We start from the raw sequence: 18,525 nt of genomic DNA on the forward strand, positions 1-18,525 counted from the left end.
CATTCTTTTATATAAATTTCGGAGGCAAATGTTTGCTCAGGTCAGAGTAAACGCGCCGCAATTTCGCCCTACGGGCTTCATTGCATCGCGCTTGATGTGGGGCTACCACCGCACCGCTGCTTCGCAGCTGACCAATTGCCATCCGGCAAGGTGAGGTCACAACGCTGCTGACCAACTGCCATCTGGCAAGGTGAGGTTACAACGTAGCTTCGCTGCTTATCGTTTGTCATTTGGTATTTATAAAACCCAATAAATAAGCGTAATGTACACAAGCAAATTAAAATTTTAGATCAAATTGTCAATTCGTATGCCGGAAAATAAAGGGCATGAACAGAATCACTCCCCAGAGGATGACTGAAAAACATGTCCGGAACAATTGGCTGTAACATTTCTGCCTCACACAAAAATAGATTAGTGCACCGAAAAAGCAGACTATTGAAACTATCAGTATGACGATTGCCCATGTTGAAAATGAATTTTCAACCAACATATAGAAATATACGCATAAGGTGGGTATAAGTATCAACGATAATTGATTCACCGTCGGGTGAGCGATGGTCTGATAGGGTTGGGGATTTCGTCTTGGAGGTTTCATAATCGTAATTTTTTAATCAATAAATCCGATGGTGACGCTTATGAAAGGATAACATTATGAAAATAAAAGTAGTTTTTATGTAAATGAATGTTTATAATTGAGTTATTGTTGGAAACAGACAAAATAAAGAGGATAAGTGTATGATATACACTCATTAAGGCTTCCGCCTTGGTTACGGCCTTGCGGAAATATCCGTGATTTTACCCTATTGAAATTTGTTTCTGCCTCAAAATATGATGATTTACGCGAAAATCAATTTACAATAAGATTTGTTAATATGGGGGAAAAGTATTACTTTTGTTATGCCAAAAAACATCTTCCATGAAAGTACTTGCAAAATCTTTGTTTATTTCAGCATTTGCGGTGCTGTCGCTTGACGCGGCGGCTGCGCAGCAACACAAGTTATGGTACGACAAACCCGCACAGGTGTGGACCGAAGCCCTGCCTCTCGGCAACGGCCGTCTCGGTGCCATGGTCTACGGTAATCCCGGCGCGGAGCAGATTCAGCTCAACGAGGAAACCATCTGGGCCGGTCAGCCAAACAACAATGCCAATCCCGAAGCTCTGGAGTGGATTCCCAAGATTCGTCAGCTCGTGTTCGAAGGGAAATACCGCGAGGCGCAGGATATGGCGACAGCCCATGTCAAGTCCAAGACCAATCAGGGTATGCCTTATCAGCCCTTCGGTGATTTGCGCATCACCTTCCCCGGCCACACCCGCTATGACAACTACTATCGCGAACTGAGCCTCGACTCTGCGCGCACGGTGGTGAAATATACTGTCGACGGTGTCAACTTCACCCGTGAGACATTCGCCTCCTTCCCCGACGAGGTGGTCATAACTCGCATTACTGCCGACAAGCCCGGAAGCGTGACATTCAACGCCTCGCTCACCACTCCCCATCCCGACGTGATGATTGCATCCGAGGGCAACGACATCACCCTCAACGGTGTCAGCTCAAACCATGAGGGACTCAAAGGCAAGGTGCAGTTCCAGGGCCGTGTGACAGCTGTCCCCAAAGGCGGACGCATGACTTCGCGCGACGGTGTGATTTCCGTCGAGAATGCCGACGAAGCTGTCATCTATACTTCAATCGCAACAAATTTCAATAACTACAAGGACATCACAGGTGATGAGGTGGCACGTTCGAAGGAATATCTCTCGAAAGCCCTCACCAAGCCTTACGCCGATGCCAAGAAGGAGCATGTGGATTTCTACCAGAAGCAGATCGGCACCTCCACTCTCGACCTCGGCCCCGACAAGTATGCCGACGTCCCGACCGACATCCGCATCGAGCGCTTCAAGGAGACAAACGATGCACATCTGGTGGAGGACTACTACAAGTTTGGCCGCTACCTCCTCATCAGCTCCTCCCAGCCCGGCAATCAGCCCGCCAACCTGCAGGGAATCTGGAACGACAAGATGTTTCCGTCGTGGGACAGCAAGTACACTTGCAACATCAACCTTGAGATGAACTACTGGCCCTCGGAGGTCACCAACCTCACACATCTCAACGAACCTCTTTTCAAGCTCATCAAGGAGGTCAGCGAGACCGGTGCGGAGACCGCCAAAACCATGTATGGCGCTCCCGGTTGGGTTCTCCACCACAACACTGACATCTGGCGCGTGACAGGTGCGATTGACAATGCTCCCTCCGGCATGTGGATGAGCGGCGGCGCATGGCTCTGCCGTCATCTTTGGGAACATTACCTCCACACAGGCGACATCGAATTTCTCCGTGAGGCATATCCCATCATGAAGGGTGCCGGTGAATTCTTCGATGCTACCATGGTCTATGAGCCTGAGAGCGGAATGCTCGTCGTAGCTCCGAGCAATTCTCCCGAAAATGCACCCAAGGGCCACAAGGCAACCACCACTGCCGGCGCAACGATGGATAATCAGCTTGTGACCGAACTTTGGAACAATATCATCACCGCAGCAACAATCCTCGACACCGACAAGGAGTTTGCCGACCGTCTGAAGAAGCGCGTCAATGAGATTTCACCCATGCGTATCGGCAAGTGGGGACAGCTTCAGGAATGGATGGGCGACTGGGATGATCCCGAGGACAACCATCGCCATGTCTCGCACCTCTACGGCATGTATCCCTCAAATCAGATTTCACCTTTCCGCACTCCCGAACTTTTCGATGCAGCGCGCACGTCGCTCATCCATCGCGGAGACCCGTCGACCGGATGGAGCATGGGTTGGAAAGTCTGCCTCTGGGCCCGTATGCTCGACGGTGACCACGCCTATAAACTCATCACCGACCAGCTCACCCTTGTGCGCAACGAAAAGAAGAAGGGTGGAACATATCCCAACTTCTTCGACGCACATCCGCCGTTCCAGATCGACGGCAACTTCGGTTGTGTGGCCGGTATTGCCGAGATGCTCATGCAGAGCCATGATGGTTTCATCTATCTTCTCCCTGCACTTCCTTCCGTATGGCCCGACGGTGAGATTACCGGTCTCGTTGCCCGTGGTGGTTTCGTCATCGACCTTGCATGGAAGAATGGCAAGATTGACAAGGTGACCATCAAATCGACCATCGGAGGCAACTGCCGTCTGCGCACACTCAATCCCCTAAAGGGTGCAGGTCTGAAGACTGCGAAGGGCGACAACTCCAATCCGCTCTTTGAAGTGAACGACGGTCTCGCCCCAATCATCAGCCCGGAGGCCAAACTCAATCCGGTCGAGCTGAAGAAAACCTATCTTTACGATCTCCCGACCAAAGCCGGACAGACCTACGTCCTCACCGGAAAATAATCCGGAGTGATGTAAGGAGCACAAAAGGACAATAATAACAAAAGAAACAAAAGTGATATAAACAGTCTTACGCAAGGATGATTTTATAATAACTTTTGTTCCTTTTGTGCTATTGTAGCCCTCCTGTTTTATCTACCTGACTTCTCTACTTCCAATCATCAATCGCATAATTAAAAAACGAAAAATAAATCAACGAATCATGAAAAAATTGAGCCTGTTTATCTGTCTGGTCATCGCTGCCATGACAGCCATCCATGCCCAGGACCCGGTGAAGAAGAACTATAAACCGTGGGACAATGGAAAACTGCGAGTTTCTGACAATGGCACCTATCTTCAGCACGAAAACGGCAAACCCTTCTTCTGGATGGGTGAGACCGGTTGGCTTCTTCCCGAACGTCTTGACCGTGCCGAAGCTTCCTACTATCTCAACGGCTGCCGTGAGGCCGGCTACAATGTCGTTCAGGTGCAGACCATCAACGCTGTTCCCGCCATCAACTTCTACGGTCAGTATTCACACCCCGACGGATGGGATTTCTCGGAAATCAACAAGAAGGGTGTCTATGGCTACTGGGATCACATGGACTACATCATCAAACAGGCTGAAAACAACGGTATCTACATCGCAATGGTGCCCATCTGGGGCGGTCTTGTGAAAGCCGGTCTGATGAGCGTTGACGATGCCAAGGCCTACGGCAAATTCCTCGCCGAGCGCTACAAGGATTCTCCCAACATCATCTGGATGATGGGTGGCGACGTGAAGGGCGACATCAATCCCGACCAGTGGAACGCTATGGCAAAGACCATCAAGTCCATTGACAAGAACCACCTCATGAGCTACCATCCCTTCGGTCGCACATCATCAATCAACTGGTTCCACAATGCCGACTGGCTTGATTTCAACATGTTCCAGAGCGGTCACCGCCGCTACGACCAGATTCGTGGCGACGGCGACGACACCGCTCAGGCTGCACAGGCCGAGGACAACTGGCGTTACGTTGAGGCCGGTCTCGCAATGAAGCCCCGCAAACCCATCTTCGATGCCGAACCCTCCTACGAGGAAATCCCCCAGGGTCTCCACGATCCCTCACAGCCTTGGTGGAAGGCTCCCGACGTGCGCCGCTACGGATACTGGTCGGTATTCGCCGGTGCTTTCGGTCACACCTACGGCCACAATTCAATCATGCAGATGCTCAAACCCGCCAATGTCGGTGGCTACGGTGCCACAAAGACTTGGTATGAGGGCATGAAGGATCCCGGTTTCAACCAGATGCAGCATCTTAAGAACCTCATGCTTGCCTTCCCCTTCTTCGAGCGTGTTCCCGACCAGAGCATCATCGCCGGTGAGAACGGTACCCGCTACGACCGTCTCATCGCCACCCGTGGCAATGACTACCTCCTCGTCTACAACTACACCAACCGCCCCATGGAAATCGACCTCACAAAGATTTCCGGCAAAAAGAAAAATGCGTGGTGGTACAATCCCACCAACGGTCAGCTCGACTACATCGGTGAGTTTGACAGCAAGGTCACTCCTTTCCAGTATGACGGCGGTCACGGAGCAGGCAACGATCGTGTGCTCATTGCTGTCGATGCCGACAAGGATTATATCGGCAAGGAATGGAAGAGCCTTCCCACTCAGTATTAATCACTACAGCATAATGTGATGCAACGCACAACCTATCTTATAATCTCACTTCTGATAAGCCTCGGCCTCCGGGCCGGGGTTTCGGTGGGTTCGCTGACCACAGAGGGTCAGGTGAACCCTCTTAGTATAGAGACACAGCATCCGCGTCTTAGCTGGATCATCACTTCCAACGAGCGCGACGTCATGCAGACAGCCTATCATGTCCTCGTTGCCTCCTCTCCCGAAAAACTTGCCGCCGGTCAAGGTGACCTCTGGGATTCAGGCCGTGTCAACTCAGACCGGTCGGTCTGGGTGGAGTATGAAGGAAAAGAACTCCCCGACAACACCCGTTGCTACTGGAAGGTGCGCGTCTTCACCAACCGTGGTGAATCCTCATGGAGCCAACCGGCAGAGTGGGGCATGGGTATCGTCGGCGAAGGCCATTGGGGCGGACGCTGGATCGGATGGGAAGGTCCCTTCAAGTGGGACATCGAGGATTCCCACAGCCGCATGAGTTCCCGCTATCTCCGCAAGGAGTTCAACAGCGAGAATAAGGAAATCAAGCGCGCGACAGCCCATATCTCCGGTCTCGGTCTCTATGAACTCTACATCAACGGCAAGAAAGTGAGCGACGACGTTCTCGCACCCGCACCCACCGACTACCGTCGTACAACTCTCTATAATTCCTACGATGTCACCGATCTTCTCAAAGGCAACGGTGACCCCAACGCCATCGGTGTGACTCTCGGCAACGGCCGTTTCTACACCATGCGTCAGAATTTCAAACCCTACAAGATACCTACCTTCGGTTATCCCAAACTCCGCATGAATCTCATCATCGAGTATGCCGACGGGACCACACAGCGCGTCAACAGTGACGAGAAGTGGAGCCTTACAGCCGAAGGCCCTATCCGCAGCAACAATGAATATGACGGCGAGGTCTATGACGCGCAGCTTGAACTCGGCGACTGGACCATGCCCGGCTATGATGACTCGAAATGGCTCAAGGCACAGCGCGCCGAACTTCCCTACGGAACACTCCGCGGTGCGCAGTCACCCAACATGAAGGTCATGCAGACCCTCACTCCCAAATCTGTCCGTAAACTCGGCGACCGCTACATGGTCGACTTCGGTCAGAACATGGCCGGATGGGTGAAAGTCAACATTTCCGATGTTGCCAAGGGCGACACCGTCATGATTCGCTATTCAGAGCGCATTTCCGCTGACAGCACCCAGCTTGATGTCGAGAATCTGCGCAACGCACAGAGCACCGACCGCTACATTGCCAACGGAACCGAAAAAGGCGTGAAGTGGAGCCCGAAATTCTCCTACCACGGCTTCCAGTTTGTTGAGGTTTCCGGAATGAAGGACCTCAAACCTGAGGATATTGTAGCTGAATTTGTCTATGACGCTCTCCCCAACAACGGAACTTTCGCAAGCTCCAACAAGACCATGAATGCGATTCACCGCAACGCATGGTGGGGCACGGCGAGCAACTACAAGGGTGTCCCCGTCGACTGTCCGCAGCGCGACGAGCGTCAGCCCTGGACAGGTGACCACAACATGAACACCTGGGGCGAGAATTTCATGTTTGACAATGCTAATTTCTATGCCAAGTGGATGGACGACATGCGCGAATCGCAGCGCGAGGACGGCTGTCTGCCCGACATTGCTCCCGCCTACTACAACTACTACACTTCCGACATGACCTGGTCGTCGACACTCCCCGTCGTGTGCGACATGCTCTATGAGCAGACCGGAAATCCGCAGCCCATATTCCGCAACTATGAGGCCATGAAGAAGTGGATGAACCACATCCGCAAGGACTACACAAATAAGGAGGGACTTATCACTGCCGACAAGTATGGCGATTGGTGCGTTCCCCCGGAAAAGCCCGATATGATCCACAGTCAGGACCCTGCCCGCAAGACCGACGGCACTCTCATCGCTTCAGCATATTATTATAAGATGTGTCAGTTGATGGCCAAGTTCGCCCGTATGCAGGGACTTGATTCCGAAGCTGCCGCATGGGAGCAGGATGCCGACAAGGTCAAGGATGCCTTCAACAAGAAATTCCTTCTCGTGAAGAAGGGGACATCGCCTGTCCAGACACCCCATATCCTCTATCCCGACAGCATCTTCTACGACAACAACACCGCTACTGCCAATGTCCTTCCCCTTGCATTCAACATGGTGCCTGAGGAATACCGTCAGGCTGTAGCCGACAATCTCATCAAGACCATCATCGAGACCAACAAGGGCCATATCTCCACCGGTGTTATCGGCGTGAACTGGCTCATGCGTGAGCTTTCGCGCATCGGTCGCGGAGATGTCGCAGCCATGCTTGCCTCCAACAAGACCTATCCGAGCTACGGCTATGAGATAGAGAAGGGTGCTACAACCATCTGGGAACTCTGGAACGGTGACACTGCAAGCCGTCGCATGAACAGCAACAACCATGTCATGATGCTCGGTGACCATATCAACTGGTACTATCAGGACCTCGCCGGTTTCAATCCCGCCAAGCCGGGCTATAAGGAGATACTTCTCAAACCCGACTTCTCAATCCAGCAGATGGACAGCGTCAACGCTTCCTACCGCACACCCTACGGTCTCCTTGCAAGCCGTTGGGTCAAGACTCCGATGCACATTGACTGGCATGTGGAGATTCCTTGCAACACCACCGCCGTCCTCTGCGTCCCGACTCCCGACAAGAATGCTGTCAAGGTCAAGGGTGCAAAATATCTCCGCTCCGAAGGTAATGATTCCTATTGGAGTGTAGGTTCGGGTGTCTATGACCTCGACATCAAGGTTGATCCCTCGCTCGGCGACAAGCGCAAGGGGATTCTGAACGATGAATTCCTTTATGAAAGCACATCGTTCCCCGAATGTCACGGCGCTACAATCGTCGAGCTTGCCAACGGCGACCTCGTCGCCGCCTTCTTCGGCGGAACCAAGGAGCGCAACCCCGACTGTGTAATCTGGGTATGCCGCAAGCCTAAAGGTGCTACCGAGTGGACAGCTCCCGAGATTGCAGCCGACGGTGTCTTTGACCTCAATGACCCTGAAATCAAGATTGCAGGTCTCTCGGGCATCAACGAGGAGACAACTCCCGCGACTGCAGGCCCTGTCGGCCCCCACTTCAAGGGCGACATCAACAACGCGCGCCGTAAGGCCTGCTGGAATCCGGTGCTGTTCCAGATTCCCGGCTCAAAGGAACTGATGCTTTTCTACAAGATTGGTTCGAGCGTGGGCGACTGGACAGGATGGGTTGTCAAATCAACCGACGGTGGCAAGACCTGGGCTGAGCGTGAGGCTCTCCCCGAAGGTATCCTCGGTCCTATCAAGAACAAGCCCGAATACATCAACGGCCGCATCCTCGCCCCGAGCAGCCGTGAGGGCAAGGGTTGGACCGCATGGATTGAAATTTCCGATGACGGTGGCAAGACATGGCGCTCCACCGGAGCCCTTCCCGCCGATTCGGCCAAGCGTACCGACCGCACTGAGCTTGAACCCATCTACGCAATTCAGCCGAGTATCCTGAAGCACACGGATGGCCGTCTACAGATTATTTGCCGCACACGCAACGCCAAACTTGCCACAAGCTGGAGTTCGGACAACGGCGACACTTGGAGCCCGCTCACCCTCATGGATATGCCCAACAATAATTCCGGCACGGATGCCGTCACTCTCAAGGATGGCCGTCATGTCCTTATCTACAATGACTTCTCCACTCTCGACGGAACTCCGAAGGGTGTGCGCACTCCGCTCTGCGTAGCTGTTTCGACCGACGGTCTTAACTGGGACAATGTCGTGACTCTTGAAGACAGCCCCGTCAGCCAGTATTCCTACCCGAGCATCATCGAGGGGAAGGATGGTAAGCTCCATGCAGTCTATACCTGGCGCCGTCAGCGTGTGAAATACGCGAAATTAGATCTTTAACCTAAAATGGAAAGGCACAGAAAGACATAAGTGTCAAAAGAAACATAGGTTTTGACTGAATAGCAGTCAGAAAAAATATGCCACTTATGTCCGTCTATGCCTTTCCATAGAAAAACAATAAAATCATGAGAATTCTTACAGCAGCTATAGCAACCCTCGGGCTTACAATGGGTCTCTACTCATGCAGTTCGTCTTCAACCCGGACTCAGGATGCTCCTGAGGAGGATTTATACATGTTTACATCTTTCCATGAACCTGCCGATGAAGGTCTCCGCTTCCTCTACAGCGAGGACGGCATACATTGGGACAGCATCGCCGGAACATGGCTCAAACCTGAAATCGGCATGAACATCATGCGCGATCCCTCGATTGTGGTCGGCCCCGACAGCACCTATCACCTCGTCTGGACCATTGCATGGAAGGGTGACACCGGATTCGGTTATGCCAATTCAAAAGACCTCATTCACTGGAGCAATCAGCGCCGTATTCCTGCCATGGATTCCATCGCCTCGACCCAGAATCTATGGGCTCCCGAACTTTTTTATGATGATGTGAAGGATCAGTTCATGGTCATCTATGCTTCCTGCGTCGTAGATGCCGGTTTTGATGTCGGTATTGAGGATGAGAAGAACAACCATCGCCTTTACTATGTCACCACAAAGGATTTCGAGACCTTCTCTGAACCTAGGCTCTTCTATGATCCCGGTTTCAGTTGCATCGACGCGGTCGTAGTGAAGCGTGGCCCTGAGGACTATGTGATGGTTGTCAAGGACAACACCCGTCCCAACCGTAACATCAAGGTCGCATTTGCCAAAGCCCCCGAAGGCCCGTGGAGCGATGCTTCCGAACCCTTCACGGAATCGTTCACCGAAGGCCCCTCCGTTGTCAAGGTCGGTGATGATTACTATATCTACTACGACACATATAGAAAATTCATCTACAGTGCCCACAAAACCAAGGATTTCGTCAACTTCACTGATGTCACCGACAGCGTGAGCGTTCCCAAGGATCACAAGCACGGCACAATCTTCCGCGCTCCCCGTTCAGTAGTCAACAACCTTATTGAAGCCTCTAAGAAAAAATGAAAATCTCCAGACTCGTCCTCATCGCCGCTGCTTTCATGGCAGCCGGAGGCATGAATGCCGAGGACCTCATTCACTATACCGGGACAAAGCTCTCGAATCCCAACCGTCATGACGGAGGCCTGACCCCTGCGGTGGGTGTCCACAACATCCAGACCATGCGCGCCAACCGCCGCTATGACCTCTATTCGCCCAACGACAACGGCTGGACCTACAACCATCAGCCGATGATGGCCTACTGGAACGGTAAATTCTACATGCACTATCTGTCCAACCCGGTTGACGAGCATGTGGGTGGCGGACGCACACTTTTGCAGACATCCGAGGATGGCTACAACTGGAGCGCACCTCAGATTCTCTTCCCTGTCTATCCTGTCCCCGACGGCTTCAAGAAGGAAGGAATGGAGCAGACAGCTTCCGGTCAGGACGCGGTGATGCACCAGCGTGTAGGTTTCTATGTGTCGAAGTCTGGCAAACTCCTTGCCATCGGCAACTATGGTATTGCCCTCCACCATAAGGATGACCCCAACGATGGCAACGGTATCGGCCGTGTGGTTCGTGAAATCAATCCCGACGGCACTTTCGGCCCTATCTACTTTATTTATTACAATCACGACTTCAACGAGAAAAATACCCTCTATCCCAACTACAAGAAGAGCAAGGACAAGGCGTTCCGTGAAGCCTGCGAGGAGATTCTCGCAAATCCCCTCTACCGTATGCAGTTCGTCGAGGAGGCTGACCGCAACGACCCGATGATTCCCTTGCAGAAACCCTACAAGGCTTTCAGTTGGTACACTCTTCCCGACGGCAACATCGCAGCCCTCTGGAAACACGCCCTGACCTCTGTCAGCAAGGATGGCGGCAACACATGGTATGAACCTGTCGAACGTGCCAAAGGTTTCGTTAACAGCAACGCCAAAATCTGGGGTCAGAAACTCAGCGACGGCACATACGCCACTGTCTATAACCCTTCGGAATTCCGCTGGCCTCTCGCAATCTCGCTCAGTGGCGACGGTCTTGACTATACCACCCTCAACCTTGTCCACGGTGAGGTGCCCCCGATGCGTTACGCCGGACAATACAAGTCGTTCGGTCCGCAGTATGTGCGCGGTATCCAGGAGGGCAACGGCACTCCTCCCGACGGTGACCTTTGGGTGACCTACAGCGTCGGTAAGGAGGACATGTGGGTGGCTCGCGTGCCTGTTCCCGTCGAGCTTGTCGCTACAGAACATGCCGATGAGAATTTCGCTGACTTCAAGAATCTTTCCGACCTGACGATGTGGAACATCTATTCTCCCGTCTGGGCACCTGTATCTCTGCAGGAGAAGGACGGAAAGACATGGTTGACACTCGCCGACAAGGATCCCTTTGACGTTTCGAAGGTTGAACGCAAGATTCCGCCGACGCGTGAACTCACTGTTGAGTTCGACCTCATGGCCGAGCAGAACGACCACGGCACGCTCATGATTGAGTTTGTCGACGACGAGGGCACGGCCTGCGCCCGCCTCGACCTCACACCCGAAGGTGAGTTCCGCTCGAAGGGTGGGGCGCGCTACGGCAAGATTCTCAACTATGAACCGGGCAAACCTTATCATGTAAAGGTTGACCTGACCCTCGACAACCGCAACTCGACCGTCTATGTCAACGGCGAGAAGAAAGCTACCCGTATGCTCTTCGCTCCGGTCAAGGAAGTTGAGCGCGTGGTATTCCGCACCGGCGGTCATTCCAATTTCCCGAATGTTGACACCGAGGCCGACCAGCACAACGATATGCCCCGCGCAAACGATGTCGACAAGGAAGCCGTCTACCGCATAGCCAACTTCAAGAGCTCGTCGCGCGATGTCGACGGCACTGCCGCAGTGCTGAAATACGATGATTTCGCCCACCATGCAGACTATTTCAACGACATGGAGGATGAGAATATCGTTCAGGCAATCCCCAACTCCGAATCGTCCGCATGGATGAAGGAAAATGTGCCTCTCTTCGAGTGTCCCGATGAGGATATGGAAGAGATGTACTACTACCGTTGGTGGACACTGCGCAAGCACATCAAGGATACTCCGGTGGGCTACGGTATGACCGAATTCCTCGTTGACCGCAGCTATGCCGACAAATACAATCTGATTGCCTGTGCCATCGGCCACCACATCTATGAGAGCCGCTGGTTGCGAGACCCGAAATATCTCGACGGTATCATCAACACCTGGTATCACGGCAACGATGGAGCTCCGATGAACAAGATGATGAAGTTCAGCTCATGGAATCCTGATGCTGTCTACAATCGTTATCTCGTCGACAATGACCTCGACGCACTTGCCAAGATGTATCCTGACCTTAAGGCTGAATATGAGCGTTGGGAAAGCTCCCACCGTCTGCCCAACGGCCTTTACTGGCAGGGGGACGTGCAGGACGGCATGGAGGAGAGCATCAGTGGCGGACGCAAGAAGAAGTATGCCCGCCCGACCATCAACTCCTATATGTATGGCAACGCCAAAGCCCTTGCAGCCATTGCCGAAAAACTCGGTAAGAAGGACGAGCAGCAGCTCTATGAGCAGAAGGCCGAGGAAATCAAGAATCTTGTGCAGTCACGCCTCTGGAGCAAGGAGGATTCCTTCTTCGAGACAGTGCGTGGCGACACTTGCGCCCGTGCCCGCGAGGCCATCGGCTATATCCCCTGGTACTTCAATCTCCCCGACAAGGGTGTCTATGACGAGGCTTGGCTTCAGCTCAACGATGAGAAAGGTTTCTCAGCCCCCTACGGCATGACCACAGCCGAACGCCGTCACCCCGAATTCCGCACCCGTGGTGTCGGCAAGTGTGAATGGGACGGTGCCATCTGGCCTTTCGCTTCCGCTCAGACTCTCACAGCTCTTGCCAACTATCTCAACACCGAGGAGAACCCCGTGGTGACCGACAGCACATATTTCGCACAGATGAAACTTTATGTCGAGTCGCAGCACCACCGTGGCCGTCCCTACATCGGAGAGTATCTCGACGAGGTGACAGGCTACTGGCTCAAAGGTGATCAGGAACGCAGCCGTTACTACAACCATTCGACTTTCAACGACCTTGTGATTACAGGTCTCGTCGGTCTGCGTCCCCGCAACGACAACACCATCGAGGTCAACCCCCTCATTCCCGACGGGACCTGGGACTGGTTCTGCCTCGACAATGTGCCTTACCATGGCCGTAATGTGACCATCCTCTGGGACAAGGACGGACAGCGCTACCACAAGGGCAGCGGTCTGCGCGTCTATGTCGACGGCAAGGAGGTAGGTCACGCTCCCAAACTCGAACGCCTTGTCTGCAAGGATGTTCTCTAACCGTCAAAACCGACAATTGACATGAGGCAGATACTTTATATCACACTCTTATTTCTCGCATCTTTGCAGGTCAGTGCGCTCGACGTGACGCGCATGACCTGCGAGATGACGGAGTCGCCCCTCGCCATCGACACCGAGACTCCGCGTTTCGGTTGGCAACTCTCTGGAGCCAACGGCGACATGCAGTCGGCCTATCAGATTGAGGTCTATTCGATGAAGGCAGGCAAGTCGAAACTTGTCTGGAACTCAAAGAAGGTGCTTTCACCCAAAAGTCAGCTTGTGGACTATCGCGGTCCGAAGCTCGAACCGATGACCCGCTACTCATGGCGTGTCAAGGTGTGGGATCAGAACAAGAAGGCCTCCGCATGGAGCGCGCCTGCGGAGTTCCGTCTCGCCCCCGACCGTGCTTTCCTCGACGGAAAGTGGATCGGAGCCATCAGTTATGATGACGCCAAGTTGCCCGAGGGCCGAAATTATACCTACGACAAGTGGAAAGTCCCCGAAATCAAGGAGGCTTGGGAACGTGTCGATTCGATGGCCTCGCGCAGCATCATCCTCCGCACTGATTTCGACCTTCCCAAGAAAATCGCCGATGCTACGGTCTATGTCTGCGGTCTCGGTCACTACGAACTTTCAATCAACGGCGACAAGGTCGGCGACGGCGAGTTCACTCCTCTTTGGAGCGACTACGACAAGACTGTCTATTTCAACACCTACAATGTCACTTCTATGCTTCACCGTGGTGAGAACGCTATGGGTGTACTTCTCGGCAACGGTTTCTACAACGTCGTGCGTGGCAAGCGCTACAGTAAGCTGCTCGTAGGTTTCGGACCGGAGACATTGTGGCTGAAAATGGTGGTCAACTATACCGACGGCTCTTCGGAGGTCATCACCACCGGCGATGACTGGAAATATGACCTCAGCCCCATCACCTTCCACTCCATCTATGGTGGCGAGGACTACGACGCGCGTCTTGAACAGCCGGGTTGGAATAAAGCCGGGTTCAACGACAGTGCCTGGAAGCCTGTGGTCGTGCAGCGCGCACCCAAAGGCAAGCTGACCCCCCAGATGGCTCCTCCGGTTAAGATTATGGAGCATTTTCCTGTCAAGACACGACACAAGCTGACACCTTCTGAGGTCGAGGCTGCATGTAAGTCGACCAAACGCACTGTCGATCCTTCGGCTATCCTTCTTGACATGGGTCAGAACCTCGCGGGTTTCCCCGAAATCACCCTTCAGGGCAAACCGGGCCAGACCGTGACTATGGTGGTGAGCGAAAGTCTCACTGATGAAAATGCCGCCAATCAGCGTCAGACAGGCCGTCAGCATTACTACACCTACACTCTCCGCAGCTACGAACCTGAGACTTGGCATCCGCGATTCTCCTACTACGGTTTCCGCTACATTCAGCTCGAAGGCGCGGTGTTCCCCGGAGAGTATAATCCCTACGGGCTTCCTGTTGTGGAGAATATCACCTCCTGCTTCATCTACAACTCTGCTGAGGAGGGAAGCGTGTTTGAATGTTCCAACCCCATCTTCACTGCGGCCCACAAGCTCATCCGCAATGCCGAGAGAAGCAACATGCAGTCAGTCTTCACCGACTGTCCCCACCGTGAGAAACTCGGATGGCTGGAGCAGGTGCATCTCAACGGCCCAAGCCTCTTCTACAACTATGACCTCACTTCCTACATCCCGAAAGTGCTCCGCGACATTGCCGACAGCCAGCGTCCTAACGGCATGGTCCCGACCGTCGCTCCGCAATATGTCATCTTCGAATGGCCCGGAATGGAAGGCTTCGCCGAATCTCCCGAATGGGGTGCTACGCTCATCATCTCGCCGTGGATGTATTATGAGAATTACGGTGACGATAGTCTGATACGCGAGTATTATCCCAACATGGTTGCCTATCTCGACTATCTCGGTACCCGTGCGGAGGACAATCTGATTGATTTCGGCCTCGGCGACTGGTATGACTACGGCGATTTCAAGGCCGGTTTCTCGCGCAACACTCCTGTGGGACTTGTGGCTTCCGCTCAGTATTATATGGACATACTCTATATGATAAAGGCAGCCGAACTTCTCGGCAAGCATGAGGATGCCTCACGTTTCAGGCTCCTCGCTCAGAATGTGCGCGAATCGTTCAACCGCAAGTACTTTGACCCTGCGACCAACGACTACGGAACAGGCAGTCAGACCTCCAATGCCTTCCCGCTTTTCCTCGGCATGGTTCCCTACGAGAAGCGTCAGGCGGTCATCGACAATCTTGTCGGCGACATCCGCGAACATGGCGTCCGCCTCACCACCGGCGATGTCGGCAACCGCTTCCTCTTCCGCTCGCTTGCCGACAACGGTCTTGACGAGCTGATGTATGAGATGCACAACCACTACGACACTCCCGGCTACGGTTTCCAGCTCCAGTATGGTGCCACTACCCTCACCGAGCAGTGGGATCCCCGTCAAGGTTCATCGTGGAACCACTTCATGATGGGTCAGATTGACGAATGGCTCTTCCGTTCGCTCGCGGGCATAAAGACCGACCTTTCAAGTCCGGGTATGCAGCATCTGCTCATTCAGCCCTCTGTCGTGGGAGATTTGACGAGTGTCCACGGACGCACTGCCACCCTCTACGGCGATGTGGATGTCGCATGGGCGCGCAATGGTGATGATTTCAGCATCAACATCACTCTCCCGGCCAACGTGACTGCCGATGTGTTCATGCCCGGTCAGCTCTCACCCGTGAAAGTGTCGTCAGGCCGACACACCCTATCCTCAAAAATCAAGTAAACCATCCTTATAACTGCAAAATGAAATCAGCAGGCATACTTTTCGGGGCAGCGCTTATGGCGCTCCCCGCTTTTTCACAGAATACCTTTGAAAACCAGTTTCGCCGTCCCCTCGGCGAAGTTCTCAATGAAATCAGCGAACGCTTCCATGTGCGTCTGAAATACGACATCGACACTACCGGTCTCGTGCTTCCCTACGCCGATTCGCGCATCCGCCCCTATTCGGTCGAGGAATCACTGACCAATGTGCTTGTTCCTTTTGACTTCAAGTTCGTGAAGCAGAACGACACCACATACAAGCTTAAGAAATATGAATATCCGCGTCGCACCGAGGCCGATGGCCGTAAGCTCGTCGCATGGCTCACCTCCCTCTACTCCGACAAGGATTCATGGGAATTGCGCCGCGACTCTGTCAAGCGTCAGGTGCGCGAACTTCTCACAATCGACGATGCCCTCGCGCAGCGTGTAGGTGCGAAGCCGGTGTTCTCAAAAGTGAGGAAGTTCGACGGCTACACCGTTCAGAATTTCTATCTTGAGACACTTCCCGGCCTCTATGTCTGCGGGTCAATCTATGCGCCGACAGGCAAGGGAAAGCATCCGCTTATCATCTGTCCCAATGGTCACTTCGGCAACGGACGCTACAACACCGCGCAGCAGCAGCGCCTCGCCACCCTTGCCCGTATGGGCGCCATCTGCGTGGACTATGACCTTTACGGTTGGGGCGAATCCGCCCTTCAGGTCGGAAGCGAGGGACATCATACTTCCAAGGCGCAGGTCGTGCAGGCTCTCAACGGCATTTCCATCCTTGATTTCATGATTGAGCGCAAGGATGTCGACCCGACTCGCGTGGGTGTCAATGGCGGTTCCGGCGGCGGTTCGCAGTCAGTCCTCCTTTCGGTCATCGACCCGCGCTACACCGCTTCGTGTCCTGTCGTAAGCCTCTCGTCGTATTTCGACGGCGGTTGTCCTTGCGAGAGCGGTATGCCCATCATGCGCGCCGGAGGCAACACCTGCAATGCCGAGCTTGCAGCCACATTCGCTCCGCTCCCCATGCGCATCGTCTCCGACGGAAAGGACTGGACAAACATTGTTCCTGAGAATGAGTTTCCCTACATTCAGCGAATCTACGGATTCTATGACGCAAAGGACAAAGTCTCCAATGTCCATCTCCCCAATGAAGGTCACGATTTCGGCCCCAACAAACGTCAGGCCGTCTATGACTTCTTCATTGAGACCTTCGGCCTTGACCGCTCCAAACTCGATGAATCGAAGGTGACAGTCGAACCCCACGAAGCCCTCTTCTCCTTCGGCCCCAACGGCGAAAACCTCCCCGCCAACGCCATCCGCTATCAGAAAAAATAAGCAGGCAGGCCCTCAAAGCTTCCCGACCAGTCGGACTCGTCGGACCCGTCTGACCAGTCCGACTCGTCCGACCACCCCGCTCCTCCCTCCTCCCCATTAGCAGCGAAGCCCTGAAGCCCGATCGGGCTTCAGGGCTTCGCTCACAATAGCGTTGGATTCCCTATTATCCTATTCCAAAATTCTGAATTCAGCCCGGAGGGTGTCTGTGCGGGTCCGGTCATCGTCGGGGTTGACTGTCCGGCAGAGACGGTAGTCCCCTTTAGTGAGATTTTTGTTGAAGAACCCTGTGTGATCGACATGCCGACTGGTGGATTGAGGAAAAATTATGTAGGCCACGGCATTCCAGACCGCAGATGCTTCGTCCGGTCCGGCCGGATTGTATGGAACCGTGACCCAATCGTTGCCCTCCTGCCTTTCAAGCCAGAACATTTCTCCAAAGGTCACTTTGCCGTCAGTTTCATTAATGATTTTAACGACGATTGAATCTGCATGAGCTTTGATGCTGTCGGGATTCTCTATTTCCATTCTTATCGGTTCCGGAGGTGTAGCCTCAGCTATCGTGGCCACTTGAAATTCATGAAGCCTGTTGAAGTTGGGAAGTGATGAGAGTGCGGTGCCTGAATGCACATACCATTCCATCAGCGGACGGATTCTGTCGAGAAATTCCTTCCAACCTTCGTCAGAGCTCCCGATCATTTCATACCAATAGCTTTCCGAACTCGCCTTGCAGAAGGCAAGTCTTTCGGACAGCGGTCGGCTTGTGTAGATTTCAAGATACGGAGCTATGACTGCATTGGCTTTCTCTGCATCTCCCTCTTTGAGGTAACTGAGACATTCATACATCATTTCCCGTCCGTCGGCCGTAGGGTTCATCCCGATTTTTTCGGTTGTGCATCCTGCCATGATAATGGCGATGAGGAGCAGAATTGAAGAGAGTGACTTTTTCATTGTTAAAGGTTTGATTGGTGAGTCCACAAAGATACGCAAAAAAATGACTTATAAGCCCTTTGCTGAAAATATCCTGCAATAAAATGCGTAAATTTGCGGT

Annotated in this window: 7 protein-coding genes and 1 pseudogene; 7 read left to right on the top strand and 1 reads right to left on the bottom strand. The window is 53.3% G+C overall.

Annotation, left to right across the window (positions count from 1 at the left end; translation table 11 throughout):
* The first annotated feature begins 916 nt into the window (after nucleotides 1-916).
* From QZ310_RS11505 to QZ310_RS11535, 7 genes and pseudogenes are all read left to right on the top strand, one after another.
* On the top strand, nucleotides 917-3,361 hold the full coding sequence (locus tag QZ310_RS11505; RefSeq protein ID WP_297072929.1) for a glycoside hydrolase family 95 protein: 2,445 nt from the start codon (nucleotides 917-919) through the stop codon (nucleotides 3,359-3,361).
* A gap of 199 nt (nucleotides 3,362-3,560) precedes the next feature.
* On the top strand, nucleotides 3,561-5,006 hold the full coding sequence (locus tag QZ310_RS11510; RefSeq protein ID WP_297072931.1) for a glycoside hydrolase family 140 protein: 1,446 nt from the start codon (nucleotides 3,561-3,563) through the stop codon (nucleotides 5,004-5,006).
* A gap of 18 nt (nucleotides 5,007-5,024) precedes the next feature.
* Nucleotides 5,025-8,927 carry a family 78 glycoside hydrolase catalytic domain gene (locus tag QZ310_RS11515; protein ID WP_297072955.1) on the top strand — a complete coding sequence of 1,301 codons (3,903 nt, stop codon included), beginning with the start codon at nucleotides 5,025-5,027 and terminating at the stop codon, nucleotides 8,925-8,927.
* Between the two features lie 125 nt (nucleotides 8,928-9,052).
* Entirely contained in the window at nucleotides 9,053-10,012 is a 960-nt protein-coding gene (locus QZ310_RS11520; RefSeq protein ID WP_297072932.1) for a glycoside hydrolase family 43 protein, read from the top strand.
* Nucleotides 10,009-13,332: a glycosyl hydrolase family 65 protein gene (locus QZ310_RS11525; RefSeq protein WP_297072934.1), complete on the top strand. Its 3,324-nt coding sequence runs from the start codon at nucleotides 10,009-10,011 to the stop codon at nucleotides 13,330-13,332. Before QZ310_RS11520 ends, QZ310_RS11525 begins: the two co-directional genes overlap by 4 nt.
* 15 nt (nucleotides 13,333-13,347) lie before the next feature.
* Nucleotides 13,348-16,116: an alpha-L-rhamnosidase gene (locus tag QZ310_RS11530; protein ID WP_297072957.1), complete on the top strand. Its 2,769-nt coding sequence runs from the start codon at nucleotides 13,348-13,350 to the stop codon at nucleotides 16,114-16,116.
* Between the two features lie 20 nt (nucleotides 16,117-16,136).
* A pseudogene (locus tag QZ310_RS11535) lies at nucleotides 16,137-17,462 on the top strand (hypothetical protein); the annotation flags it as partial.
* A 183-nt stretch (nucleotides 17,463-17,645) separates the two neighbouring features.
* Here QZ310_RS11535 and QZ310_RS11540 read toward each other — a convergent pair.
* On the bottom strand, nucleotides 17,646-18,425 hold the full coding sequence (locus QZ310_RS11540) for an immunoglobulin-like domain-containing protein (protein ID WP_297072938.1): 780 nt from the start codon (nucleotides 18,423-18,425) through the stop codon (nucleotides 17,646-17,648).
* Nucleotides 18,426-18,525 lie beyond the last annotated feature (100 nt).

This window comes from uncultured Duncaniella sp. (assembly GCF_910577345.1).
Classification (GTDB): domain Bacteria; phylum Bacteroidota; class Bacteroidia; order Bacteroidales; family Muribaculaceae; genus Duncaniella.

Bases quoted from the DNA above. Each gene is read 5' to 3' on its own strand.
- QZ310_RS11505 (WP_297072929.1), top strand. From the start codon at position 917: ATGAAAGTACTTGCAAAATCTTTGTTTATTTCAGCATTTGCGGTGCTG.
- QZ310_RS11510 (WP_297072931.1), top strand. From the start codon at position 3,561: ATGAAAAAATTGAGCCTGTTTATCTGTCTGGTCATCGCTGCCATGACA.
- QZ310_RS11515 (WP_297072955.1), top strand. From the start codon at position 5,025: ATGCAACGCACAACCTATCTTATAATCTCACTTCTGATAAGCCTCGGC.
- QZ310_RS11520 (WP_297072932.1), top strand. From the start codon at position 9,053: ATGAGAATTCTTACAGCAGCTATAGCAACCCTCGGGCTTACAATGGGT.
- QZ310_RS11525 (WP_297072934.1), top strand. From the start codon at position 10,009: ATGAAAATCTCCAGACTCGTCCTCATCGCCGCTGCTTTCATGGCAGCC.
- QZ310_RS11540 (WP_297072938.1), bottom strand. From the start codon at position 18,425: ATGAAAAAGTCACTCTCTTCAATTCTGCTCCTCATCGCCATTATCATG.